Annotated in this window: 19 protein-coding genes and 1 pseudogene; 12 read left to right on the top strand and 8 right to left on the bottom strand. The window is 68.6% G+C overall.

What is annotated here, in order from left to right; all coding sequences use genetic code 11:
* Nucleotides 1–16: 16 nt before the first annotated feature.
* Together HPF_RS09345 and HPF_RS09340 are read right to left on the bottom strand one after the other, a co-directional pair.
* Complete coding sequence (locus HPF_RS09345) at nt 17–838, bottom strand: ZIP family metal transporter (protein WP_133156443.1); 822 nt, start codon at nt 836–838, stop codon at nt 17–19.
* Nucleotides 839–903: 65 nt separating this feature from the next.
* Complete coding sequence (locus HPF_RS09340; RefSeq protein ID WP_133156442.1) at nt 904–1,803, bottom strand: dienelactone hydrolase family protein; 900 nt, start codon at nt 1,801–1,803, stop codon at nt 904–906.
* Nucleotides 1,804–1,886: 83 nt separating this feature from the next.
* On the opposite strand from HPF_RS09340, the gene HPF_RS09335 reads away from it, so the two are divergent.
* Nucleotides 1,887–3,446 carry an alkaline phosphatase D family protein gene (locus HPF_RS09335; protein ID WP_133156441.1) on the top strand — a complete coding sequence of 520 codons (1,560 nt, stop codon included), beginning with the start codon at nt 1,887–1,889 and terminating at the stop codon, nt 3,444–3,446.
* Between the two features lie 12 nt (nt 3,447–3,458).
* On the opposite strand, the gene polA is transcribed toward HPF_RS09335, so the two are convergent.
* The gene (polA, locus tag HPF_RS09330) at nt 3,459–6,248 is read right to left on the bottom strand and encodes a DNA polymerase I (protein WP_133156440.1); all 2,790 of its coding nucleotides are present in this window, start codon (nt 6,246–6,248) and stop codon (nt 3,459–3,461) included.
* 59 nt (nt 6,249–6,307) lie between these two features.
* Here polA and HPF_RS09325 point away from each other — a divergent pair, with 59 nt between their 5' ends.
* The 3 genes and pseudogenes from HPF_RS09325 to HPF_RS24060 form a co-directional block, all read left to right on the top strand.
* Entirely contained in the window at nt 6,308–6,643 is a 336-nt protein-coding gene (locus HPF_RS09325) for a hypothetical protein (RefSeq protein ID WP_133156439.1), read from the top strand.
* A gap of 15 nt (nt 6,644–6,658) precedes the next feature.
* Nucleotides 6,659–7,669: a homoserine kinase gene (locus tag HPF_RS09320; protein ID WP_133156438.1), complete on the top strand. Its 1,011-nt coding sequence runs from the start codon at nt 6,659–6,661 to the stop codon at nt 7,667–7,669.
* Between the two features lie 10 nt (nt 7,670–7,679).
* A pseudogene (locus HPF_RS24060) lies at nt 7,680–8,363 on the top strand (BPSS1780 family membrane protein); the annotation flags it as partial.
* Here the strand turns inward: HPF_RS24060 and HPF_RS09310 are convergent.
* Nucleotides 8,351–9,694, bottom strand: coding sequence for a glycosyltransferase family 4 protein (locus HPF_RS09310; protein WP_133156436.1), 1,344 nt, complete (start codon nt 9,692–9,694; stop codon nt 8,351–8,353). The pseudogene HPF_RS24060 and the gene HPF_RS09310 sit on opposite strands and share 13 nt — an antisense overlap.
* A 154-nt stretch (nt 9,695–9,848) precedes the next feature.
* Here HPF_RS09310 and HPF_RS09305 point away from each other — a divergent pair, with 154 nt between their 5' ends.
* Nucleotides 9,849–10,451: a hypothetical protein gene (locus HPF_RS09305; protein WP_133156435.1), complete on the top strand. Its 603-nt coding sequence runs from the start codon at nt 9,849–9,851 to the stop codon at nt 10,449–10,451.
* Between the two features lie 29 nt (nt 10,452–10,480).
* On the opposite strand, the gene HPF_RS09300 is transcribed toward HPF_RS09305, so the two are convergent.
* Complete coding sequence (locus HPF_RS09300; protein WP_133156434.1) at nt 10,481–12,142, bottom strand: aminotransferase class III-fold pyridoxal phosphate-dependent enzyme; 1,662 nt, start codon at nt 12,140–12,142, stop codon at nt 10,481–10,483.
* 59 nt (nt 12,143–12,201) lie between these two features.
* Between HPF_RS09300 and asd the strand changes: the two genes are divergently transcribed.
* Together asd and HPF_RS09290 are read left to right on the top strand one after the other, a co-directional pair.
* Nucleotides 12,202–13,107, top strand: a complete 906-nt coding sequence (asd, locus tag HPF_RS09295; protein WP_133156433.1) for an archaetidylserine decarboxylase — start codon at nt 12,202–12,204, stop codon at nt 13,105–13,107.
* Between the two features lie 119 nt (nt 13,108–13,226).
* Nucleotides 13,227–13,523, top strand: coding sequence for a hypothetical protein (locus HPF_RS09290; protein WP_133156432.1), 297 nt, complete (start codon nt 13,227–13,229; stop codon nt 13,521–13,523).
* A gap of 11 nt (nt 13,524–13,534) precedes the next feature.
* On the opposite strand, the gene HPF_RS09285 is transcribed toward HPF_RS09290, so the two are convergent.
* Nucleotides 13,535–13,714 carry a hypothetical protein gene (locus HPF_RS09285; RefSeq protein ID WP_133156431.1) on the bottom strand — a complete coding sequence of 60 codons (180 nt, stop codon included), beginning with the start codon at nt 13,712–13,714 and terminating at the stop codon, nt 13,535–13,537.
* 68 nt (nt 13,715–13,782) lie between these two features.
* On the opposite strand from HPF_RS09285, the gene HPF_RS09280 reads away from it, so the two are divergent.
* From HPF_RS09280 to HPF_RS09265, 4 genes are all read left to right on the top strand, one after another.
* On the top strand, nt 13,783–14,799 hold the full coding sequence (locus HPF_RS09280; RefSeq protein ID WP_133156430.1) for a M14 family zinc carboxypeptidase: 1,017 nt from the start codon (nt 13,783–13,785) through the stop codon (nt 14,797–14,799).
* A 13-nt stretch (nt 14,800–14,812) separates the two neighbouring features.
* Nucleotides 14,813–15,577, top strand: coding sequence for an alpha/beta fold hydrolase (locus HPF_RS09275; protein ID WP_133156429.1), 765 nt, complete (start codon nt 14,813–14,815; stop codon nt 15,575–15,577).
* A 53-nt stretch (nt 15,578–15,630) separates the two neighbouring features.
* Complete coding sequence (locus HPF_RS09270) at nt 15,631–17,868, top strand: esterase-like activity of phytase family protein (RefSeq protein ID WP_133156428.1); 2,238 nt, start codon at nt 15,631–15,633, stop codon at nt 17,866–17,868.
* Nucleotides 17,869–18,031: 163 nt separating this feature from the next.
* On the top strand, nt 18,032–19,012 hold the full coding sequence (locus tag HPF_RS09265; protein ID WP_165961672.1) for a porin: 981 nt from the start codon (nt 18,032–18,034) through the stop codon (nt 19,010–19,012).
* Nucleotides 19,013–19,115: 103 nt separating this feature from the next.
* Here HPF_RS09265 and HPF_RS09260 read toward each other — a convergent pair whose 3' ends face one another.
* On the bottom strand, nt 19,116–21,527 hold the full coding sequence (locus HPF_RS09260) for a UvrD-helicase domain-containing protein (RefSeq protein WP_133156426.1): 2,412 nt from the start codon (nt 21,525–21,527) through the stop codon (nt 19,116–19,118).
* A gap of 216 nt (nt 21,528–21,743) precedes the next feature.
* Here HPF_RS09260 and HPF_RS09255 point away from each other — a divergent pair, with 216 nt between their 5' ends.
* Nucleotides 21,744–22,721, top strand: a complete 978-nt coding sequence (locus HPF_RS09255; RefSeq protein ID WP_133156425.1) for a GMP reductase — start codon at nt 21,744–21,746, stop codon at nt 22,719–22,721.
* Here HPF_RS09255 and HPF_RS09250 read toward each other — a convergent pair.
* The gene (locus tag HPF_RS09250) at nt 22,714–23,607 is read right to left on the bottom strand and encodes an alpha/beta hydrolase (RefSeq protein ID WP_133156424.1); all 894 of its coding nucleotides are present in this window, start codon (nt 23,605–23,607) and stop codon (nt 22,714–22,716) included. The genes HPF_RS09255 and HPF_RS09250 overlap by 8 nt on opposite strands.
* Between the last annotated feature and the right edge of the window lie 19 nt (nt 23,608–23,626).

The raw sequence follows: 23,626 nt of genomic DNA, 5'->3' as shown, positions 1-23,626 counted from the left end.
AGCCGCTGTCTGCGGCTCAGTGGCCGTGCGCCATGCCGCTGACCAGGGTCACCAAGGCGATGCCCGCCAGCAGCCAGGCGATCTGGGCGACCGTCGCGCGCAGGCCCAGCCGCTTCTGCAACTGGGGAATCAGGTCGGCCAGTGCCACATAGACGAAGCTGCTGGAGGCCGCGACCAGGAAGTACGGCAGCCAGTCTTCGAGCTGTCCCAGCAGCGCGTAGCCCACCAGGCCGCCCAGCGCTGTCACCGTGCCCGCCAGCGACACCTTGACCAGCGCCGCGCGGCGCGTGCCCGAGGTCTGCTGCAGGACGACCAGATCGCCCATGTGGTGCGGCACCTCGTGTGCGAGCACCGCCAGCGCGGTCACCACGCCCAGCCGCAGGTCGGCCACAAACGCCGAAGCGATCAGGATGCCGTCGCCAAACGCATGCACGCTGTCGCCGGCCAGCACCGTCCAGCCGCCGGAACGAGCGCCGTGCCCGTGGTCGTGGTTGTGACCGTGCGCATGGTCATGACCGTGGGCGTGCGCATGCCCGTGTCCATGGTGCCCACCGCCGTGATGGTGTTCATGGCCGTGATGCCACAGTTCGGCCTTGTCCAGCAGGAAGAAGAACACCAGACCACCCAGCAGCAGGGAAAACAGCTCGTGCGCGCCCGCCTGGCTCTCGAACGCCTCGGGCAGCAGGTGCATGAAGGCGGTGGCCAGCAGCGCACCCGCGGCCAGGCTCAGCATGTGCTGCGTGAACCGCGCCAGCACCCCCATGCCCAGCGCCGCAGCCAGCCACACGCTGCCCACCCCCGCCGCCACGGTGCCCAACAGGATCGCAATCAGGGTCATGAAATGTCGTCAACCAAAAGAAAGGGCCGCACAGGCGGCCCGGGGGTGGGGTCTGCAGGGCAGCGTCAGGCGACGCCGTGCTGCTGGAACCAGGCCAGCGCCCGCTTCCAGCCGTCCTCGGCCGGCTCCTTGCGGAAGCTCGGCCGGTAGTCGGCGTGGAAGGCGTGCGGCGCGTCCGGGTACACCACAAAGCTCGACGCCTTGGCCGCCGCATTGCCGGCGGCCAAAGCGGCTTTCATCTTATCAACCGTGTCAAGCGGAATGCCGGTGTCGGCCGCGCCGTAGAGCCCCAGCACCGGACCGTGCAGGCCGGCCGCCACATCCACCGGGTGCTTCGGATTGAGGTCGCTGGTCTGACCGACCAGCCGGCCGTACCAGGCCACACCGGCCTTCACCGCCGGGTTGTGCGCGGCATACAGCCAGACCTGGCGCCCGCCCCAGCAGAAACCGGTCACGCCCAGCTTCTTCGCGTCGCCACCGTTGGCCGCGGCCCACTTCACCGTGGCGTCCAGATCGGCCATCACCTGCGCGTCCGGCACCTTGGCGATCACCTCGGCGATCAGCTTGGCCATCTCGCCATAGCTCTGGGCGTCGCCCTGGCGCACGAACAGCTCGGGCGCGATGGCCAGGTACCCGGCCTTGGCGAAACGGCGCGCGGTGTCGGCGATGTACTCGTGCACGCCAAAGATCTCGGACAGCACCAGCACCACCGGCAGCCCGGTCTTGCCGGCCGGCGCGGCGCGGTAGGCGGGCATCTTGAAGCCGTTGACCTCGATCATCACCTCGCCCGCGGTCAGCCCGTCGGTGGACGTCTTGATCGCCGTCTGTGCCATCACCGGCAGCACCGAGGCGGCGTAGCCCACTCCCAGGGCGGCCTTGAGTGCGGTGCGGCGGGTGGCATGGCCGTGCGAAGCCCTCGCGTCGAGCAGGGCCTGGCTGTCGGTGATCAGGTCGGTGTTGAGCATCGGTGTCTCCTTGTGGGTGGTTGAAAAGGGGATGCGGCGCGCACGGGTCGGGCACACAATGGCGCGCATCGGAGGACAGCGCCATGACCCTGACCGGACCCATTCTGCAGTTTCTCGGATGCCAGGGTGGCGTCTGGGGTTTGAGCCTGATGATCGTCTGCGACGCCACCGATCCGCAGCCGGCGCTGCGCCTGAATGTGCCGGCCGAGCTGGTCAACGGCGCCAGCGGACCGGTGCCCGGCCTGGACGCCACCGCCTGGCGCTTCGACATCGCGGTGCGCCAGACGGCGATGCCACAGCGCATCGGCTACCGGCTGGCCGGCCGCAGCCACAGCTTCCAGGTGCCGGCCCTGGGCGCCACGCCAAGCATGGCCTACGTCTCATGCAACGGCTTTTCCGACGCGCGCACCCGCAAAACCATGAAAGACGCCAACGCCCTCTGGGCCCGCATGGGCCGCCTGCACGAACAGCAGGAGCGCGTCGACGGCATTCCGGTCGGGCCGCTGGAGCTGCTGCTCATGGGCGGCGACCAGATCTACAGCGACGACATCTGGGCCACCGTGCCCGAGCTGCGGGCATGGACCGAGGTCGAGTGGTTCACCCGCACCCACATGCCCTTGAGCGACAGCCTGCGCGCCGCGCTGCAGACCCGTTTCGCCGGGTTCTACCTGGAACGCTGGAACCAGCCCGAGACCGCCGCGCTGCTGGCCTCGGTGCCCAGCGTGATGATGTGGGACGACCACGACATCATCGACGGCTGGGGCTCACACCCGTGCGAGTTGCACGGCAGCCCCGTGTTCCAGGGCCTGTTCGAGGTCGCCCGCTCTGCGTTCGAACTGTTCCAGCGCCAGATGCTGGGCGCACCGCCGCCCGCCACCCTGAACGCCCAGACCGCGCACAACAGCGCCTACCGCTTCGGCAGCACCGGCCTGCTGGTGCTCGACCTGCGCAGCGAGCGCCGGCCGCGCAGCGAAACCACCGACGCCGCCGGACGCAGGACCGTGCTCGCCGACCAGGTGATGAGCCCGGCCAGCTGGAGCGCCGTCTACGCCTGGCTCGACGCCCAGCTGGCCGCCGGCGACCTGCGGCACCTGCTGGTGATGAGCAGCATTCCGGTGATGCACCCCAGCTTCGAGCAGCTGGAGACGATGCTCGGCGCCCTGCCGGCCATCGAGGAACTGGAGGACGACCTGCGCGACCACTGGACCAGCCACCCCCACCAGGCCGAGCGCCTGCGCCTGGTGCGCCGCCTGCTGGACGCCAGCGCGCGCGGCCTGCGGGTGACCGTGCTCTCGGGCGATGTGCACGTGGCCGCCATCGGCGTGATCGAGTCGGACCGCAGCGACCTCTTGCCCGAGGCGCGCAGCCTGACCCAGCTCACCAGCAGCGGCGTGACCCACCCGCCGCCGGTCGGCGTGGCGCGCTACTTCCTCGAAGAGGCCTGCAAGCAAACCGAGACCCTGGAGCCGGGGCTCACCGGCCAGATGGTGGAATTCCCGACCGCCCGGCGCCGGCTGATCGGCTGCCGCAATTTCATGACCCTGCAGGCCGACGCGCCGGGCGGCGCGGACCGGCTGTGGGCGAACTGGTGGGCAGAAGGCGTCGACCACCCGTACACCAAGGTGGTGCTGCCGGAGGGCTGAGGCAGCGGGCGCTCAGTGCGCCTGTTCCCAGTTCGGCCCCACGCCCACCTCGGCCAGCAGCGGCACCTTGAGCTGCGCCACGCCCGCCATCAGGCGCGGGATCTCGGTGCGCAGCCAGTCCACCTCGGCCTCGGGCACCTCGAACACCAGTTCGTCGTGCACCTGCATGATCATTTTCGTGCCCTTGCCCTGGTCGTCCAGCGCCTTCTGAACCGCCACCATGGCCAGCTTGATCAGGTCGGCGGCCGTGCCCTGCATGGGCGCGTTGATGGCCTGGCGCTCCAGCGCGGCCAGCTTGGCGCCCTTGGCGTTCTTGATGTCGGGCAGCACCAGCTTGCGGCCGAACGCGGTTTCCACGTAGCCCTGCTCCTTGGCGAGCGCGCGGGTGTCGTCCATGTACTGCTTGACGCCGGCGAAGCGCGCGAAGTAGCGGTCGATGTAGGTCTTGGCGGCGGCGTTCTCGATGCCCAGCGACTTGGCCAGGCCGAAGGTGCCCATGCCGTAGATCAGGCCGAAGTTGATGGTCTTGGCGTAGCGGCGCTGCTCGCTGCTGACCTCCTCGGGCTTGATGCCGAACACCTCGGCCGCGGTGGCGCGGTGCACGTCGTGCCCCTCGTGGAAGGCGCGCAGCAGAGCCGCATCGTCGCTCAGGTGGGCCATGATGCGCAGCTCGATCTGCGAGTAGTCGGCGCTGGCGATCACATGGTCCGGCGCGGCCACGAAGGCCTCGCGCACCTTGCGGCCTTCGGCGGTGCGGATGGGAATGTTCTGCAGGTTGGGGTCGTTGCTGGACAGGCGCCCGGTCACCGCCACGGCCTGCGCGTAGTGGGTGTGCACGCGGCCGGTGCGCGGCAGCGCCAGCTGGGCCAGCTTGTCGGTGTAGGTGCCCTTGAGCTTGATGAGGCTGCGGTGTTCCAGGATCTTGGCCGGCAGCGGGTAGTCCTCGGCCAGCTTCTCCAGCACCTCCTCGTCGGTGCTGCGCGCGCCGGTGGCGGTCTTCTTGATGACCGGCAGGCCCAGCTTGTCGAAGAAGATCTCGCCCAGCTGCTTGGGGCTGCTGAGGTTGAAGGGCTGGCCCGCGATTTCATACGCCTCCTGCTCCAGCGCGAAGATGCGCTGGCCCAGCTCATGGCTCTGTTTGGCCAGCGTGGGCGCGTCGATCAGCACGCCGTTGCGTTCGATGCGGTAGAGCGTTTCGCTGCTGGCGATCTCCAGCTCGTAGATGAACTTCAGCTTCGCGTCGGCTTCGATCTGCGGCCACAGCACTCGGTGCACGTCCAGGGTCTGGTCGCTGTCCTCGCACGAGTATTCGGCGGCTTTCGCCACGTCCACCTGGGCAAACGGGATCTGGTGCGCGCCTTTGCCACACAGGTCTTCGTAGCTGATGCCGCCGCGGCCCAGGTGGCGCTCGGCCAAGCTCGACAGACCGTGCGGCTTGTGCACTTCGAGCACGTAGCTCTGCAGCATGGTGTCGTGCGCGTAGCCCTGCACCTCGATGCCGTGGTTGGCGAAGACGTGGCGGTCGTACTTGATGTGCTGGCCGAGCTTTTGCCTGGCCGGGTTTTCCAGCCAGGGCTTGAGCCGGGCCAGCACCTCGTCGAACGGCAGCTGTCCGGGCGCGTCCGGCCCTTCGTGCTTGAGCGGGATGTAGGCGGCTTCGCCCGGCGTCACGCTGAAGCTGATGCCCACGATCTGCGCGACCATTTCATCCAGCGAGGTGGTCTCGGTGTCGATGGCGGTCAGCTCGGCGGCCTCCAGCTTGTTCAGCCAGGCGTCGAAGGCCTCCCAGGTGAGGATGGTGTCGTAGGCGAGGTTCGACGCCCTCGGAATGTCGGACGCCGGATCGCTGAACAGGTCGTTGGTGGAGCCGGGCACAGGGGCGGACGCAGCCGCGGGCACAGCCGCCTCGCCGCCCCCCAGCGCCTTGGCCAGGCCCTTGAAGCCATAGGTCTCGTAGAACGCGCGCAGCGGCTCCTTCTGCGGTTCGCCCATGCGCACCGCATCCAGCGCCGGCAGGCCGGGCACCCAGCCGTTGAGGTCGCAGTCGGTTTTGATGGTCAGCAGCTGGCGGCCGGTGGGCAGCCAGTCCAGCGCCTGGCGGAGGTTCTCGCCCACGGCGCCTTTCACTTGGTCCGCCTGCGCGATCAGGTTGTCGATGGAGCCGTACTCCTGCAGCAGCTTCACGGCCGTCTTGGGGCCGACCTTGTTCACCCCGGGCACGTTGTCGATGGAGTCGCCCACCAGCATCTGGTAGTCCAGCATCAGGCGCGCGGGCACTCCAAACTCCGCCTCCACCCCGGCCAGGTCGCGCACCTTGCCGCTCATGGTGTCGATGATGGTGATGTGTTCGTTCACCAGCTGCGCCAGGTCCTTGTCGCCGCTGCTGATCAGCACCTCGATGCCCTGGCTGGCCGCCGCGACCGCCAGGGTGCCGATCACGTCGTCGGCCTCGACGCCCGGAACGTCCAGCACCGGCCAACCCGAGAGGCGCACCACCTCGTGGATCGGTGCGATCTGGCTGCGCAGGTCGTCGGGCATGGGGCTGCGGTGCTGCTTGTACTCGGGGTAGAGCGCGTCGCGGAAGGTCGGGCCCGAGGCGTCGAACACGCAGGCGGCCCAGGTGGACGGGTGGTCCTTGAGCAGCTTCTGCATCATGTTGATCATGATGCGGATGGCGCCCGTCTTCTGCACCGTGCCGTCGGGCAGGGTGGTGCTCATGGCGTCGCCGCCAGCGAAGAAGGCGCGGTAGAGGTAGCTGGAGCCGTCGACCAGCAGCAGGCGCGGTGTGGATTGTTCGGACATGGGGGCGATTGTCGGGGATGCCAGGGTGCGGCGCAGGCGCTCCATGCCTACAATGCGGCATGCGCGCCCCAACCCTGCTCCGATCCCTCCCGCTGGCCCTCGCCATTGCCGCGTCCCTGCCCGTGCTGGCACAGACCGGCACCCCGGCGCCCACCCCGGTCGAACAGCCCCGGCTGCCGGCGGGCGAGGCCAAGGTGATCGAACGCATCACGCACGAAGACGCTGGCTCCCGCATCGACGAGGTGCGCATCGGCGGCCAGACCCGCAGCATCGACGTGCAGCCCAAGAACGGCGCCCCGGCCTATGAAATTGCCCCCCAGAACGGCGCGGAGCTTCCCTCCGAAGGCCAGGGCGGCAGCAGCGGCCGCAGCCGCTGGCGCCTTCTGAGCTTCTGATCCTTTCCCGTTTCCATGGCCGTTTACACCGAAGTCCCGCAGGACGAAGCCGCTGCGCTGCTGCGCGAACTCCAACTGGGTGAGCTCACCGCCTTGCGCGGCATCCAGGGGGGCATTGAAAACACCAACTACTTCGCCACCACTGTGCTGGACGGCGCCGAGACCGAGCACGTGCTCACGGTGTTCGAGCGCCTGGGCTTCGAACAGCTGCCGTACTACCTGCGGCTGATGAAGCACCTGGCGCAAAAGGGCATCCCGGTGCCCGAGCCCGCCGCCAACACCAGGGGCGAGATCCTGCACCGGCTGCAGGGCAAGCCCGCGGCCGTGGTCAACAAGCTGGCCGGGCACAGCGAACTGCGACCCTCGGTGGTGCACTGCGAGGCCGTGGGCGCCATGCTCGCGCGCATGCACCTGGCCGGCCAGGACTTCGCCATGCAACAGCCCAACCTGCGCGGCCTGGCCTGGTGGAACGAAACCGTGCCGGTGGTGCTGCCGCACCTGAGCGACGACCAGGCCACCCTGATCCGCAGCGAACTGGCCTACCAGAACCACGTGGCCGCGCAGCCCGCCTTCAAGGCGCTGCCCCATGGCCCGGTGCACGCCGACCTGTTCCGCGACAACGTGATGTTCGACGGCGACCGCCTCTGCGGCTTCTTCGACTTCTACTTTGCCGGCAACGACAGCTGGCTGTTCGACCTGGCCGTCACCCTCAACGACTGGTGCATCTTCCACGGCGACGAGGCGGCCGACGGCCTGCACGACGAGCGCCGCGCGCACGCCATGCTGGCGTCCTACCAGTCGGTGCGACCGCTGACGGCGGCCGAGCGCCAGCTGCTGCCCGCCATGCTGCGCGCCGGCGCGCTGCGCTTCTGGCTCTCGCGCCTGTGGGACTGGCACCTGCCGCGCGAGGCGGCCATGCTCAAGCCGCACGACCCGGGCCATTTCGAGCGTGTGCTGCGCGAGCGCGTGCGCCAGGCCCGCGACCTGGCGGACTCGCTGCGCGACGCCGGCGGCGTGCCCGCCTGAGGGCCGTGCCATGAAGCTGCGCACCGTGCCCGCATCCACCGGCCTGCAATGGGTCCGGCTGGGCGTAAAGACCTTTCTGCGGCAACCCCTGGCCATGTCGGGCCTGTTCTTCATGTTCATGGCGGTGGTATCGGTGCTGGCCCTGGTGCCGTTTCTTGGCACCGCCCTGGCCACCCTGCTGACCCCGGCGGTCAACCTGGGCCTGATGTCGGCCTCGCGCGAGGCCGAGGCCGGGCGGTTCCCGATGCCCAAGCAGCTGGTCACCGCCTTCCGTGGCGGCCCCGCCAAAACCCGGGGCATGCTCACCCTGGGCGGTCTGTATGGCCTGGGGCTGCTGGTGATCCTGCTGCTGGTGGGCCTGCTGGAAGGCAACCCCGAGGGCGCCGCCACCATGACCGCCGAAGAGGCCATGCGCAGCATGGTCACCAGCCCTGCCCTCTGGTTCGGGCTGGTTGCCATGATGCCGCTGCAGATGCTGTTCTGGCACGCGCCCGCCCTGCTCTTCTGGCACGGCGTGCCACCGGTCAAGAGCCTGTTCTTCAGCCTGATGGCCTGCTGGGCCAACAAGGGCGCGCTGCTGGTGTTCCTGCTGGGTTGGACCGGGCTGTTCGTGGCCTTCAGCGTGTCCCTCAGCCTGCTCAGCGCCCTGCTCGGTGGCGCGGAGGCCGCGGGCCTGATCGTCTACCCGGCGGTGCTCTTCATGGCCTCGATGTTCTTCACATCGATCTGGTTCACGTTTCGCGACAGCTTCGACGACAGCGAGCCCGCCGGCGCGGCGGCGACGGACGACTTCGCGCCCCACTGAGCGGCCTCCAGGCCCCGACGGCCGTTGCGGTGCAACTCCATCGCCCGCAGGAACAGCGCTTCCACCTGCAAGGTGATCTGCGGCCAGTCCAGCGGCTCCACCGAGGCGCGGGCCTGCCCGGCGGCCCGGGCCACCCGTCCCGGCTCCCGCGCCAGCGCCACCGCCATCTGCACAAAAGCCTGCGGGTCGCCAGCCGGCACCGTCCAGCCGTTGTGGTCGGTCTGCACCCATTCGGCCGCGGCGGCGCAGGCACAGGCCAGCACCGGCAGCCCGCTGGCCAGGGCCTCCAGGGTCACGTTGCCAAAGGTCTCGGTGAGGCTGGGAAACAGCAGCAGGTCGGCCGAGGCGTAGCTGCGCGCCAGCTCGGCCTGGGTCTGCGAGCCCATGAACCGCGCCTGCGGGCAGCGCCGCTCCAGCGCATCGCGCATCGGCCCGTCGCCCACGAACACCAGGCGCACACCCTCGTGCACCGCCTGCATGGCCTCGAAGGCCTCCAGCACCAGGTCGAGGTTCTTCTCGGGCGCCAGCCGCCCGACCACCAGCAGCACCAGGTCGCCGGGGCCAGCGCCCCAGTGCGCCCGCAGCGTGTTGTCGTGAAGGCCGGGGTCGAACAGCCGGGTGTCGACGCCGCGCGCCACCACCTGCAAACGCTCGAAACCTTGTGACAGCAGCTCGGCGCACAGGGCGCGGGTGGGCACCATGGTGCACAGGGTCTGGTTGTGGAACTTGCGCAGGTAGGCCGCAATTGGCCGCCGCAGCCAGCCCAGGCCGTAGTGCTGGCTGTAGCTGTGGAAGTTGGTGCGGAAGTCGGAGGTGACCGGGATGCGCAGCTGGCGCGCCGCCTTCAGCGCCGACCAGCCCAGCGGCCCTTCGGTGGCGATGTGGATCAGGTCGGGGCGCTGAAGCGACCACGACGCCATCAGCGCCTTGCGGCCCGGCAGCCCGAGCTTGAGCTGGGGATAGCGCGGGATCGGCATGCCGCGCATCAGCTTTTCTTCGAACCCGATGTCCCGCGCGCCGCGATCGCCCGTGGTCTGCCGGGGCCGCACCAGCTGCACCTGGTGGTTGCGTTCGCACAGGCCCTGCACCAGCCGCGACAGCGTCAGGGCCACACCGTTGACTTCTGGTGGCCAGGTTTCCGTGACCACCGCCAGGCGCAGCGAGGGGTGCGCTGCAGGGAAGTCCTGCAGCAGGATGTCTTGGGCGTCGAGTGTCTTCATGCGCCAATGGTCCGCATGGGGCGCAACAGATTTGTGACAGCGCGCCCGCCGATGTGACCGAGGCAAGACCGAACCGTGAAGCCCCGGTGTTGTCACCGCGATTTCACGCAATCGCGACACGATGCGCGCACCCCAAACCCTTGCAGGAGCCCGCATGACCGCGTTTTTCGACGCCCTGAAGACTCAGCGCTGGGACGACCACCGCTACTACCACCACAACCGCATCAACCAGACGCTGCACTTCATCAGCGCGGTCAGCTTCGTGGTGGCCTACGGGTGGCTGTTCATCGATCCGGTGGTCTCGGCGCTGATCGGCTGGCTGGTGTCGATGACGACGCGGCAGTCCGGCCACTTCTTCTTCGAACCCCTGGGCTACGACCATGTGAACCAGGTCACCAACGAATACAAGGAGGAGATCAAGGTGGGCTACAACCTGCGCCGCAAGGTGGTGCTGATCGCCATCTGGGCCGCGGTGCCGCTGGCGCTGCTGGCCAGCCCCGACCTGATGGGCCTGATCGAGCCGCACACCGACTGGACGGGCTACGTGCGCGACGTCGGTGCCGCCTGGCTGGCGCTCGGCGTGGCCGGGCTGCTGTTCCGCACCGTGCACCTGTTCTTCCTCCGCGACGTGCAGACCGGCCTGGTGTGGATGACCAAGATCCTCACCGACCCGTTCCACGACATCAAGCTCTACCACCGGGCCCCGCTGCAGCTGCTGCGCGGCGAGCTGTACGACCCCGCGCACAGCCGCGCCTGACGCCGTTCAAGGGCGTGCGGTCCTCCTCGTCATGCGCCCGGTCGGCGCCCCAGGGCGGTGGCGATCACCTCGCGCAGGATGCCGCGGCGGATGCCCCGGTTGCTCTGCCCCGCCACCGGTGCCCACCAGCCCTGCTCGCGCATGTCGCGCCCGGCGCGCACGAACTTTTCCAGCACGGCGTCGAAGTCCGTGTCGCTGACGTTCAGGCTGAAGATCAGCCGGCCCGTGCCCACCCAGCTCAGCGCCACACCGTGCCAGCGCAGCAGGTACTGCAGCATCCAGTTGTAGCGCGAGGGCTCGGTGTAGTTGATGGTCCAGATGCTGTGCAGGTTGGTCGCGCGCATGGGCAGGCCCTCGCGTTCCATGGTCTCGTTGAAGCGCCGGGCCCGTGCGTTCCAGCGCTCGTCCTGCCCTTCGTACACCGCCTGCACCTCGGGCGTCTGCAGACGCTCCAGGAACACCGACATGCCGCCCATCACCCACGGGTGCGCGTTGAAGGTGCCGCGCGCCAGGCAGAGGTCGGCCGGCCGGTCGGCGCGGAAGCGCTGCATCAGCCCGTGGCGCCCGCAAACCACGCCCACCGGGTAGCCACCGGCGAGCGTCTTGCCGTAGGTGACCATGTCGGCCTTCACGCCGAAGTACTCCTGCGCGCCGCCCGGTGCGAGCCGGAAGCCGAGAAACACCTCGTCGAAGATCAGCACGATGCCGCGCTCGGTGCAGACCTCGCGCAGGCGCTGCAGCCAGGCGGTGTAGGCGGCGCGGTCGAAGTGCGCCTGCCGGCCGCTGTCCACCAGGGCCGAATCGGCCGGCGGCACGCGGTTGGGGTGCAGCGCCTGCAGCGGGTTGACCAGCACGCAGGCGATGTCGCGGCGGGTGCGCAGCACCTGAAGGCTGCGTTCGCTCATGTCGGCCAGGGTGTAGGTCTCGCGCGGCGGCAGCGGGTTGCCGGGGCCGGGCTGCACATCCTCCCACCAGCCGTGGTAGGCGCCGGGAAAGCGCACCAGGTGGCGCTTGCGGGTGTGGAAGCGCGCCAGCCGCACCGCCTGCATCACCGCCTCGGTGCCGGACATGTGGAACGAGACCTCGTCCATGCCCGAGATCTCGCGCAGGCGCTGGACGTTGCCGGCCACGCAGGGGTGGTAGGCGCCGAGCACCAGCCCGAGGTCCTGCACGCGGGCCGCGCCTTCGGCCATGCAGGCCTTGTAGAAGTCCACGCCGAACACGTTGACGCCGTAGGAGCCGGTGAGGTCGTGGAAGCGGAAGCCGTCCAGATCGGTCAGCGTCACGCCGTCGGCCGCCTGCACGAAGGCGCCGACCTTGAGCCGCTCGCTCACGATGGGGCTGAACTGGAAGGGCACGCGGTAGCGGCCGGTGAACTGAAGGTCGGCCAGGCCTTCGCGGGCCTGTGCCGTCATCGCCAGCGTCTTCGGGTGTCGTTCGGCCAGTCCGGCGGCGAGCGCCTCGAAGGCCGCGCGACGCCGGGCCACCACCTCCGGCGCTGCACCGTCGCAGGCGAAGAACTCGGTCTCGTCGTAGGCGTAGCCCGGCAGCCAGCGCGCCAGCCGCTTGGCCATGCGCGAGTGCCCGGCCAGGGAACGGTGCTTGGCGCGCGAGAGGTCGATCCGGCGTTTGATCATCGGCGCTGCGAGGGCGAGCGCGCCCGCCGGCAGGGCAATTTCCAACAAGGACATGGGTTCGGGCTCCAGAGGGGATGTCGGCCCTGTTTCTATTTCAAGCGCGTGTCATCTCCATGAATCCCGTTGCCACCCTGCGCCGCATCGCGCAGCACGAAGACCTCAACTTCCTGCTGACCAACCGCGTGCCCCGCATCGCCCTCACCCACGCCATGGGCTGGTGGAGCCGCATCCGCCACCCCTGGGTGCGCGATGTCTCGCTGGCGGTCTGGAAGATGTTCAGCGACCTGGACCTGAGCGAAGCGAAAGAGCAGCGCTTCGCCAGCCTGCACGACTGCTTCGTCCGCGAACTGCGGCCGGGTGCGCGACCGGTGGACCCGCGCCCGGAGATCGTGACCAGCCCCAGCGACGGCATCGTCGGCGCCTGCGGCCGCATCGAGACGGTGAACGGCGAACCCCAGGTCTTCCAGGCCAAGGGCTTTCCGTACAAGCTGGCCGAGCTGCTGGGCGACTCGGCCCACACCGCCGCGCTGTGTCGCGAACTGCAGGGCGGCAGCTATGTGACCCTGCGGCTCACGTCCAGCATGTACCACCGCTTCCACGCACCCTGCGACGCGCGGCTCGAACACGTCACCTACATCAGCGGGGACACCTGGAACGTGAACCCGATCGCGCTGCAGCGCGTGGAGCGCCTGTTCTGCCGCAACGAGCGCGCGGTGCTGCACCTGCGCCAGACCGATGGCGCGCGCCTGCTGCTGGTGCCGGTGGCGGCGATTCTGGTGGCGAGCATGCGCCTGCATGCGCTGGAGGTGCCGCTGAACCTGCGCTACCGCGGCCCCAACGAACTGCCCTGCAACGCGGCCTGCGTCAAAGGCCAAGAACTGGGCTGGTTCGAGCACGGCTCCACCATCCTGGTGTTTGCGCCCCCGGGGCACACGCTGGCGCCGGGACTGGCCACCGGCCAGACCATCCGCATGGGGCAGCCGCTGCTGGTCCGCGAAGAGCACGGGTCCTCAAGCTGACGTCAGCTTTCTTTCACAAAACCGTCATCAAAAGCCGTGGCCCGACCGGTAAGCTCGGTCAAACGGTTGGCGGACACCACGTCCGCACCGAACCACCAACATTCGAAGAAAGGCCTCCTGTGAAAGCCCTGAAGAAAGCCCGCAAGCTGATCGAAAACGCGCCCGAGTCCAGTGAAGCGCGCATCCTGTCGGCCCTGGTCGTCGCGCTCGAATCGGACGCGCAATACCCTGTCAACGACCTCTACAAGCTGAACTTCAACAACTTCGAACTCGCGCTGGACCTGCTCAAGGAATGGCGCTTGGACCGCTACTACATGAGCAAGGTGCGCCTGCTGGACCTGTCGGTGCAGCTCGGCGACATGGAGAAGGCCGCAGCCGCCCCGGCCGCCGTGGAGGCCCCGGCCAAGGCGGATTGAACCACCCGGAGCTAGCGCCACCAGGGCGGTGGCGACCCGCGCTGCCGGACCTGGGCCCGCCAGCGCTGCAGGGCCAGGAACTCCACCAGCCCACCCGCCAGACCACATGCCAACACCCCCGCCTGCACGCAGCGGCACAACAGGGTCGGCCGCGCGGAGCGGCGGGAAGGATCGCTGAAGCTGGCGGTCATGTTCTCTTCATTGCACAGGTCGGGCCCCCACGGTAGGGCCGGTCTGTGACAACCCTGTGTCAACCCCCATGAGCACCGCCCACCCGCTGCCCGAGTTGCAGACGCTCGAACGGCTGATCGAGCTGGGCGGCCAGCACCTGCAGGCGCGGCCGGTGCGCCATGTCGCCATTCCCGGCGGACCCCGCTTTCCGGTCTGGGCCATCACCCTGGGCAACCCCGATCCGTGCTGCCCGGGCGTCGGTTACTTCGGCGGCGTGCACGGGCTGGAGCGCATCGGCGCGGAAGTGGTGATCGCCTTCCTGCAGAACATCGTCACCCGGCTGGGCTGGGACCGTTCGCTGCACCGCCTGCTGGAGGAGGTGCGGCTGGTGTTCATGCCCGTCGTGAACCCCGGCGGCATGTGGGCCGCGACCCGAGCCAACCCGCGCGGTGTGGATCTGATGCGCAACGCCCCGGTGGAGGCGCACGAGAAGGTGCCCTGGCTGATGGGCGGCCAGCGGCTGAGCGCCGGCCTGCCCTGGTACCGCGGCCGCCTGGGCGACCCGCTGGAGACCGAGAGCGCCGCGCTGTGCGAGGTGGTGCAGGCCGAGCTGCTGACGCGCCCGTTCTCGCTGGCGCTGGACTGCCATTCGGGCTTCGGCATCAGCGACCGGCTGTGGTTCCCCTTCGCCCACACGCGCAAGCCCATCCCCCACCTGGCCGAGGTGCGGGCGCTCAGGACCATCTTCGAGCAGGCGCACCACCACCATCCCTACATCATCGAACCGCAGAGCGCCCAGTACCTGACCCACGGCGACCTCTGGGACCACCTCTACCTGCAGGCCTGCACCGACCCGGCGCGCACCTTCCTGCCGCTGACGCTGGAGATGGGCTCGTGGCTGTGGGTCAAGAAGAACCCGCGCCAGCTGTTCTCGCGCAAGGGCATCTTCAACCCGCTCATCGACCACCGGCAGCAGCGCGTGCTGCGACGGCATCTGGCGCTGCTGGACTTCCTGGCGCGCGCCGCCGGCAGCCATGCGCAGTGGACCCCCGCTCCGCACGAGCGCGCCGACGGCCATGCGCAGGCGCTGGCCGACTGGTTCTGAAAGGATGGCCACCATGAGCAACTGGGTGTTCCTGCGCGGCCTGACCCGCGAATCGGCGCACTGGGGCGACTTCCCGGTGCGCTTCGCATCGGCCCTGCCCGGCGCCCGCGTGCACCTGATCGATCTGGCCGGCAACGGCCTGCGCTGCCACGAGCGCAGCCCGGGCACGGTGGCCGCCATGGTGGCCGACGCCCGGGCGCAACTGCACAGCCTGGGCCTCACCGGCCCGGTGCACCTGCTGGCCCTGTCGCTGGGTGGGATGGTGGCCACAGAGTGGCTGCACAGCGCGCCCCAGGACATCGCGTCGGCGGTGCTGGTCAACACCAGCATGCGGCCCTTCAGCCCGCTGCACCACCGGTTGCAGCCGCACAACCTGCCCACCCTGCTGCGGCTGGTGGCGGGACGCCCGTCGCCGGACACCGCCGAGCGGCTGATCTGGCGCATGACCAGCGCGCGCCCCGATGTGGACGACGCGGTGCTGGCCTCCTGGGTCGCTGCGCGGCGGCAGCGCCCGGTGCAGGCGGCCAATGCGCTGCGGCAGCTGCTGGCGGCGGCCCGCTTCCGGGCCCCCGCCCAGGCGCCGCAGCGGCCAGTGCTGGTGCTGACCAGCCGAGGAGACCGGCTGGTCAGCACCAGTTGCTCGGAAGCGCTCGCGCGGGCCTGGGGCAGCCCGCTGGCGCGGCACCCCGGCGCGGGGCACGACCTGCCGCTGGACGACCCAGGGTGGGTGATCGAACAGGTGCGCGACTGGGTGGAGCGGCGGTCGTCACGGCCATGACACACGAGGCGCATAGGCTGCGGCGCTTTGTGTCCATCCCTTCCATCGCCACCATGTCCTTGTTCCGCCTGACCGCGCCGGCCTTTGCATCCGCGCTCACCTTCGTCGCCGCATTCGCCACCACCACACCCGCCCTCGCCGTCCCGCCCACGGGCCGCTTCGCCATGGTCCACCACCTGCCGGTGGACGGCGTGGCCGAGATCATCACCGCCACACCCGACGGCCGGACCCTGCTCTACACCAGCGCCGACGCCGGTGCCCTGGGCCTGGTGGACATCCGCGACCCGGCCCGCCCGGCCCACCTGCCGCGCGTGGACGTGCGCCTGGGCGGCGTGGGTGAGCCCACCTCGGTGGCGGTCAGCCCCGACGGTCGCTACGCCGTGGTGGCCATGCGCATGGACGACGACGTGGCCAACACGCGCCGCGGCTTCCTGCGCATCTACGACGTGCGCGACCCGCAAGCGGTCCGGCATGTGAAAGACATCACCGTGGGCGTCGGCCCCGACTCGCTGGCCCTGGCCGGCAGCGGCAAGACCCTGCGCGCCATCGTCGCCATCGAGGACGAAGAGACCGACGCCAAGGGCGACGCGACCCTTGACGGGAAACGCCCCGGCCGCATCGACGTGGTGGGTCTGCAGGACCTGTACGGTGGTGCCAGCAGCGGCCTGCAGTCCATCGAGCTGGTGGAAGCGCTGAAGACCCTGCCCGGCGCGATCTACCCGCAGGACCCACAGCCGGAGTTCGTGTCCATCTCGCCGGACGGCCGCACCGCCGCCGTGACGCTGCAGGAGAACAACGCCGTGGCCCTGCTCGACCTGCGCCACCCGCGCCAGGCCCGTCTGCTGCGCGTGCTCTCCGCCGGCACGGTGGAACGCCAGGGCAACGCCGACCTGCAGCGCGACAAGGAGATCGGCTTCAAGGACAGCTTCAGCGGCCGGCGCGAACCCGACGCCGTCACCTGGGTGTCCAACGACGTGTTCGCCCTGGCCAACGAGGGCGACGGCAAGAAGGGCGCGGACGGCAGCCTGCCCGGTGGCCGCGGCTTCACGCTCATGAACACCCGCGGCGCCGTGGTGTACGAAACCGGCGAGCGCACCGAACAGCAGGCGGTGCTGCACGGCCACTACCCTGACAGCCGCTCGGCCGCCAAGGGTGTGGAGATCGAGGGCATCACCAGCGCCCGCTTCGGCGGCCGGCCGTACCTGCTGGTGGGCTCGGAGCGCGGCGCCTTCCTGGAGGTGCACGAGGTCAGCGACCCGCAGCAGCCGCGCTTCGTGCAGCTGCTGCCCACCGGCATGTCGCCCGAGGGCATCACCACCATCACGCGCCGCGCCGACGGCCAGCAGCTCGCTGTGACGGCCAACGAAGGCGACGGCTCGATCAACCTCTACCGCTTCCACGCCCAGGGCGCGCCAGCGGGCGAACCGCAGATCGTCGCGCGCGATGGCTCCATGCCCTGGGGCGCGCTCTCGGGCCTCACCACCGACGGCAGCCACCTCTACACCGTGCCGGACAACGCGTTCGGACAGTCGCGCATCTGGCGCCTGAACATGGCCGAGGCCGCGCGGGGCCGCGTGGTGATCGACCAGGTGGTACCGCTGACCGAGCAGGGCCAGCAGCTGAAGGTGGACCCCGAAGGCATCGCCCGCGTGGCCGATGGCTTCTGGATCGCCTCCGAAGGCGCCACCGTCGACGGCAACGAGCTGATCAAGGTGAACGCGGCCGGCGCGGTGCAGCAGCGCATCAAGCTGCCCGCCAGCGTGCAGGCGAAGTTCGCGAATGCGAAGACCAGCACCGGCTACGAGGGCGTGGCCGCCAGCGCCGACGGGCAGACGCTGTACATGGCCATCCAGCGTGGCTACGACCTTGGCAAACCGCAAGCGGCCATCCTCAAGCTGCACCTGCCCACCATGGCTTGGACCAGCGCGTTCTACCCGCTGGAGCAGCACAGCAAGGACGCCAAGACCTACTGGATGGGGCTGTCGGAAATCCAGCTCATGGAAGGCGGCCCCGGCGGTCAGGACGACCGCCTGCTGCTGCTCGAACGCGACAAGGGCGGTGGCGAAGGCCGCGCCATCAACGCCGAGGTCAAGCGGGTCTACAGCGTCGACGCGGCCGATGTGGTCGAGGGCGCGGTGCTGAAAAAGACCTTGGTGAAGGACCTGCGCCAGGACTTCCACTGGCTGCACGAAAAAGCCGAGGGCATGGTGGTCTTCAAGGGCGATCTCTGGGTCGTGAACGACAACGACGGCGCCGGCTGGACCCGCCTGCTCAACGCGGGCAAGCCTTGATGAAAGCCCTGTGACAGCGTTGTCTGCTGCGTGTTTTGTAGCAACAACGACACACTGTCACGAAGTTTTTATACCCGCCGGTTGCAATGGCGCCACCTGAATGTCTTTTGCATCAGGTGGGCATCCGCCCCACACGTTCCAACGAATCCAACAAGGAAACATCATGAAGAAGAGCCTGATCGCTCTGGCCGTGCTGGCCGCTTCCGGCGCCGCCATGGCCCAATCCTCCGTCACCGTGTACGGCCGCGTCGACCTGTCGGTCGGCAGCCTCAAGGAACTCGACAAGGGCAGCCGGACCAAACTGTTCAACGGCGGTGACGGCGGTCTGACGACCTCGCGTCTGGGCTTCCGCGGCTCCGAAGACCTCGGCGGCGGCCTCAAGGCCAAGTTCAAGCTGGAACACCGCCTGAACGCCGACGACGGCACCTCGCAGGACCCGATGTGGAAGGGCGAGTCGACCGTGGCACTGGAAGGTGGCTTCGGTGAAGTCAAGCTGGGCCGCAGCTCCACCATCTACGACGAAGTGCGTGGCCTGGCGATGAGCTCCAACGTGTTCGATTCCGCCTTCACCCCCGCCTCCAACGGCGTCTGGGGCTCGGGTGGTGACTACAGCAGCCGCTTCAACAACAAGATCACCTACGCCCTGCCCAAGCTGGGCGGCGTGTACGGCGGCATCGAGTACGCACTCGACGAAGACGCCACGGTGGACGCCAACATGCTGGGCGCCAAGATCGGCTACAAGGCCGGCCCGCTGGACGTGGCCCTGGGCCTGCAGCAGGAAAAGGGCAAGGACAACGACTACATGCTGATCGCCGCCGCCTACGACCTGGGCGCCGTGAGCCTCTCGGGTGGCTACAACACCCGCCGCGGCAACGACGAAAAGGGCGACGACAACGAACTGACCGTGGGCCTGAACGTGCCGATGGGCAACGTCAACCTGTCGTTCGGCTTCGCCACCAGCAAGACTGAAATCGGTGGTTCCACCGCCGCCAAGTCCTCGGGCTTCGGCGTCGGCGCCACCTACGCCCTGTCCAAGCGCACCAAGGTGTACGGCGGCTTCCGCTCGCACAACGTGAAGGACGGCGCCGGCAGCAAGACGGCCGACACCCGCCTGTTCGCCCTGGGCCTGCGTCACGACTTCTAAGCACCGTTTCCGGGGAAAGTTGCGCAGGGGGAACTTCCGAATCCGCAATCAGAGTCTGCGCAACGTTTTGATGCCACCGGCGGTCACACGCCGGTGGCTTTTTTCATTCGTCGACCGGGGTGAGCTTGGCCACCGACAGCGCCAGCCACTTGACACCGTGGCGGCTGAAGTTCACCTGCGCCCGGGCATCGGCGCCGGCGCCTTCGAGCGCCAGCACCTTGCCTTCACCGAACTTGTTGTGGAACACCTTCTGGCCGGTGCGGATGTCCACACCGCGGTCGGGTTCGCTGGCCTTGGGCGGCGGCGTGCCGCTGCCGGTGGACAGGAAACCCGGCGACCAGGCCGGGTTCGCGGCCGGTGATCCGCCGGTGGCGTACAGACCCCGGCGCCCGCCCTGCCACCCGCCCACCGACGGCGCCGCGGCGGCCCAGGCCGGTTGTGGCGGCGTGAGCCACTTCAGGCAGGCCTCGGGCAGCTCGTCAAAGAAGCGGCTCTTCATGTTGTAGCGCGTCTGGCCGTGCAGCATGCGCGTCTGCGAATGGCTCAGGTACAGGCGCTTGCGCGCACGCGTGATGGCCACGTACATCAGGCGGCGCTCTTCCTCCAGCCCGTCGCGGTCGCTCATCGAGTTCTCGTGCGGGAACAGGCCCTCTTCCAGGCCCGTGATGAACACGCAGTCGAACTCCAGGCCCTTGGCGGCGTGCACCGTCATCAGCTGCACCGCGTCCTGCCCGGCCTGGGCCTGGTTGTCGCCGGACTCCAGCGCAGCGTGGGTGAGGAAGGCGGCCAGCGGGCTGAGCGTCTCGCCGGTTTCCGCATCGGGGGCCAGCGATTCGTTCAGCACCGGCGCATCCGGGTCCAGGCCCTGGCTCACCGGGCTTTGGGACAACGAAGACCCGTGCTCGTCCACCGGCAAAGCCACCGCGTCGCGGCCAAAGCCTTCCTGCATCACGAAGCTTTCGGCAGCGTTGACCAGTTCCTCCAGGTTCTCCACCCGGTCCTCGCCCTCGCGCTCGTTGCGGAAGTGTTCGATCAGGCCGCTCTTGTCGAGCACCAGCTCGATGATCTCCTTGAGGGTCATGGCCTCCGTCTTCTCGCGCATCACGTCCAGCAGAGCGACGAAGTTGGCGATGGCGGTGCCGGCACGGCCGGTCACGCCGCTCACCGCGTCGTGCAGCGAACAGCCGCTGCTGCGCGCCACGTCCTGCAGCTGCTCCACGCTGCGTGCGCCGATGCCGCGCGGCGGGAAGTTCACCACGCGCAGGAAGCTGGTGTCGTCGTGCGGGTTCTCCAGCAGGCGCAGGTAGGCCAGCGCGTGCTTGATCTCGGCGCGCTCGAAGAAGCGCAGCCCGCCATAGACGCGGTAGGGAATGGCGGCGTTGAAGAGCGCCGTCTCGACCACGCGGCTCTGCGCGTTGCTGCGGTAGAGCACGGCCATTTCGCTGCGCGGTGTGCCCTCGCGTTCGAGCTGCTTCATTTCATCCACCATCCACTGCGCTTCGGCGAAATCGCTCACCGATTCGTAGACGCGCACTGGCTCACCGGCGCCTGCGTCGGTGCGCAGGTTTTTGCCCAGGCGGCGGCTGTTGTGGCTGATCAGCTCGTTGGCGGTATTGAGGATGTTGCTGGCGCTGCGGTAGTTCTGTTCCAGCTTGATCTGGTGCTTCACCTGGAACTCGCGCACGAAATCGGCCATGTTGCCCACGCGCGCGCCGCGGAAGGCGTAGATGCTCTGGTCGTCGTCGCCCACGGCGAACACCGCGTTGCCCGAGGGCGGCAGGCCCTCGGTGTGCGGTGAGGAGAACATCTTGATCCAGGCGTACTGAAGCCGGTTGGTGTCCTGGAACTCGTCGATCAGGATGTGCTTGAAACGCCGCTGGTAGTGCACGCGGATCGGGTCGTTGTCGCGCAGCACTTCATACGAGCGCAGCATCAGCTCGCCGAAGTCGACCACACCCTCGCGCTGGCACTGCTCTTCGTAGAGCTGGTAGATCTCGACCTTGCGCCGAGTCTCGTCGTCGCGCACCACCACGTCGCGCGGGCGCATGCCGTCTTCCTTGCAGCCGCTGATGAACCACTGCAGCTGTTTCGGCGGAAAGCGTTCGTCGTCCACGTTGTGCTGCTTGCACAGTCGCTTGATGGCCGAAAGCTGGTCCTGCGTGTCCAGGATCTGGAAGGTCTGCGGCAGGCCCGCCGCCTGGTGATGCGCGCGCAGGAACCGGTTGCACAGGCCGTGGAAGGTCCCGATCCACATGCCTCGCACGTTCACCGGCAGCATGGCGGTCAGGCGGGTCATCATTTCCTTGGCCGCCTTGTTGGTGAAGGTCACGGCCATGATGCCGCCCGGCCCCGCCTGACCGCTCTGCAGCAGCCAGGCGATGCGGGTGGTCAGCACCCGGGTCTTGCCCGATCCGGCACCGGCCAGGATGAGCGCGTGTTCGGGCGGCAGGGTGACGGCCGCAGCCTGCTCGGGGTTCAGTCCCGCGACCAGCGGGGTGGGATCTTCAAACAGCATCCGGGGATTGTAGGAAGCGGCCCGCCATACAGCCCTTCGTATAGCCCCCATATTCCCAACCATCCCCCCGCGACCGGCGGCATCGGCCTAGAATCAATCACCGGGCCCAAGCAATTGCGCCCGGTTTCTTTTTTCCGGCTCCGGAAACAAGGCACCGGCCAGTTCCAAGCGCCTTTTCACCAACCCACCCCACCAAGGGGTGACTGAAAGGCCCACATGGAAATCTTCGACTACGACAACATCCTGCTGCTGCCGCGCAAATGCCGCGTGGAAAGCCGCAGCGAATGCGACCCCTCCATCGAGTTCGGCGGCCGGCGCTTCAAGCTGCCGGTGGTGCCCGCCAACATGAAGACGGTGCTGGACGAGTCCATCAGCGAGTGGCTGGCCGCCAACGGCTACTTCTACGTGATGCACCGCTTCGACCTGGACAACGTGGCCTATGCGAAGCGCATGCGCGAGAAGGGCCTGTTCGTCTCCATCAGCTCGGGCGTGAAGGCACCGGACTACGACGTGATCGACCGCCTGGCCGCCGACGGCGTGGGCGCCGACTACATCACCATCGACATCGCGCACGGCCACGCCGAAAGCGTGCGCAAGATGATCGAGCACATCAAGCAGAAGCTGCCCCAGGCCTTCGTGATCGCCGGCAACGTGGCCACGCCCGAAGCCGTGATCGACCTGGAGAACTGGGGCGCGGACGCGACCAAAGTGGGCGTCGGCCCGGGCAAGGTCTGCATCACCAAGCTCAAGACCGGCTTTGGGACCGGTGGCTGGCAACTGAGCGCGCTGAAGTGGTGTGCCCGCGTGGCGACCAAACCGATCATCGCGGACGGCGGCATCCGCCACCACGGTGACATCGCCAAGAGTGTGCGCTTTGGCGCCACCATGGTGATGATCGGCTCGCTGTTCGCCGGCCACGAGGAGTCACCGGGCCAGACGGTCGAGGTCGACGGCAAGCTCTACAAGGAGTACTACGGCTCGGCCAGCGACTTCAACAAGGGCGAGTACAAGCACGTCGAGGGCAAGCGCATCCTCGAGCCCATCAAGGGCAAGCTGGCCGACACGCTGCGCGAGATGCAGGAAGACGTGCAGAGCTCGATCAGCTACGCCGGCGGCACGCAGCTGACCGATCTGAAGAAAGTGAACTACGTGATCCTCGGCGGCGAGAACGCCGGCGAGCACCTGTTCATGTGAGGTCCAGCAGCTGGCGCGCCAGGTGGTTCAGCCGGTGGCGCGGCTGCACCAGAGCGTCCAGCACGCTGAAGTGGTTCAGGCCTGGCAACAGCTCGCAGATCGGCACCACGGCCTCGCCCCAGGTCTCGCGGATCAGGCGGGCCTGGCGCTGGAACTCGGCGCTCTCGTCGCCGCCGGCCACGCTCAGCAGCACCCCCCGCTCCTCCTCGGTGTCGGGCTGCGCCTTGGGCAGCCAGGCCGGGCTCGCCATGCGCACCTGTTCGGGCGTCAGGCGCAGCGAGTCCTTGAGGAAGGGCGTGTGGCGCAGCGGCTCCAGGTCGAACACGCCGGAGATGGACAGCGCGTTGTAGACCAGGTCCTCGGGCAGATCGGGCGCAAAGCGCGACCATTCGCAGGCCAGCAGCATCGCCGCCAGGTGCCCGCCCGCCGAGTGGCCGACGATGGAGATGCGCCGCGGGTCGCCGCCGTGCACCGCGATGTGGCGGTAGGTCCAGGCCAGGGCCTGCACCATCTGCATCGTGATGTCAGGAATCGTGACCGCCGGGCACAGCGCGTAGTTCGGAATCACCACGCAGGCGCCCTGCTTCACGAAGGCCGGCGCCAGGAAGCTGTGGTCCGACTTGTCCAGGCTGCGCCAGTAGCCGCCGTGAATGAACACCAGCACCGGCGCCAGCGGGTCGCTGTCGCGGCGCTGAGCGGGGAACAGGTCCAGCGTCTCACCCGGTCCGTGCCCGTAGGCCAGGTCGGGCAGGCAGACCAGATGTTCGCGCGCTGCCTTCGAATCACGCGCCCAGCGCTCGAAGTACTGCGCATGGTCGGGTACCAGGGCGCGGTTGTTGTACTGGGCATCGAGCCAGGCCGGGTCGGGTGGGAGGGGCGTGTTCATGGCTGGAAATTGTGTCACG

Source organism: Hydrogenophaga pseudoflava (assembly GCF_004353865.1).
GTDB classification, from domain to species: Bacteria; Pseudomonadota; Gammaproteobacteria; order Burkholderiales; family Burkholderiaceae_C; genus Hydrogenophaga; species Hydrogenophaga pseudoflava.
Note: the sequence above shows the minus strand (reverse complement) of the source record. Positions and strands in the feature narration are given on the sequence as shown.

Bases quoted from the DNA above. Each gene is read 5' to 3' on its own strand.
- HPF_RS09345 (WP_133156443.1), bottom strand. From the start codon at position 838: ATGACCCTGATTGCGATCCTGTTGGGCACCGTGGCGGCGGGGGTGGGC.
- HPF_RS09340 (WP_133156442.1), bottom strand. From the start codon at position 1,803: ATGCTCAACACCGACCTGATCACCGACAGCCAGGCCCTGCTCGACGCG.
- HPF_RS09335 (WP_133156441.1), top strand. From the start codon at position 1,887: ATGACCCTGACCGGACCCATTCTGCAGTTTCTCGGATGCCAGGGTGGC.
- polA (WP_133156440.1), bottom strand. From the start codon at position 6,248: ATGTCCGAACAATCCACACCGCGCCTGCTGCTGGTCGACGGCTCCAGC.
- HPF_RS09325 (WP_133156439.1), top strand. From the start codon at position 6,308: ATGCGCGCCCCAACCCTGCTCCGATCCCTCCCGCTGGCCCTCGCCATT.
- HPF_RS09320 (WP_133156438.1), top strand. From the start codon at position 6,659: ATGGCCGTTTACACCGAAGTCCCGCAGGACGAAGCCGCTGCGCTGCTG.
- HPF_RS09310 (WP_133156436.1), bottom strand. From the start codon at position 9,694: ATGAAGACACTCGACGCCCAAGACATCCTGCTGCAGGACTTCCCTGCA.
- HPF_RS09305 (WP_133156435.1), top strand. From the start codon at position 9,849: ATGACCGCGTTTTTCGACGCCCTGAAGACTCAGCGCTGGGACGACCAC.
- HPF_RS09300 (WP_133156434.1), bottom strand. From the start codon at position 12,142: ATGTCCTTGTTGGAAATTGCCCTGCCGGCGGGCGCGCTCGCCCTCGCA.
- asd (WP_133156433.1), top strand. From the start codon at position 12,202: ATGAATCCCGTTGCCACCCTGCGCCGCATCGCGCAGCACGAAGACCTC.
- HPF_RS09285 (WP_133156431.1), bottom strand. From the start codon at position 13,714: ATGACCGCCAGCTTCAGCGATCCTTCCCGCCGCTCCGCGCGGCCGACC.
- HPF_RS09280 (WP_133156430.1), top strand. From the start codon at position 13,783: ATGAGCACCGCCCACCCGCTGCCCGAGTTGCAGACGCTCGAACGGCTG.
- HPF_RS09275 (WP_133156429.1), top strand. From the start codon at position 14,813: ATGAGCAACTGGGTGTTCCTGCGCGGCCTGACCCGCGAATCGGCGCAC.
- HPF_RS09270 (WP_133156428.1), top strand. From the start codon at position 15,631: ATGTCCTTGTTCCGCCTGACCGCGCCGGCCTTTGCATCCGCGCTCACC.
- HPF_RS09265 (WP_165961672.1), top strand. From the start codon at position 18,032: ATGAAGAAGAGCCTGATCGCTCTGGCCGTGCTGGCCGCTTCCGGCGCC.
- HPF_RS09260 (WP_133156426.1), bottom strand. From the start codon at position 21,527: ATGCTGTTTGAAGATCCCACCCCGCTGGTCGCGGGACTGAACCCCGAG.
- HPF_RS09255 (WP_133156425.1), top strand. From the start codon at position 21,744: ATGGAAATCTTCGACTACGACAACATCCTGCTGCTGCCGCGCAAATGC.
- HPF_RS09250 (WP_133156424.1), bottom strand. From the start codon at position 23,607: ATGAACACGCCCCTCCCACCCGACCCGGCCTGGCTCGATGCCCAGTAC.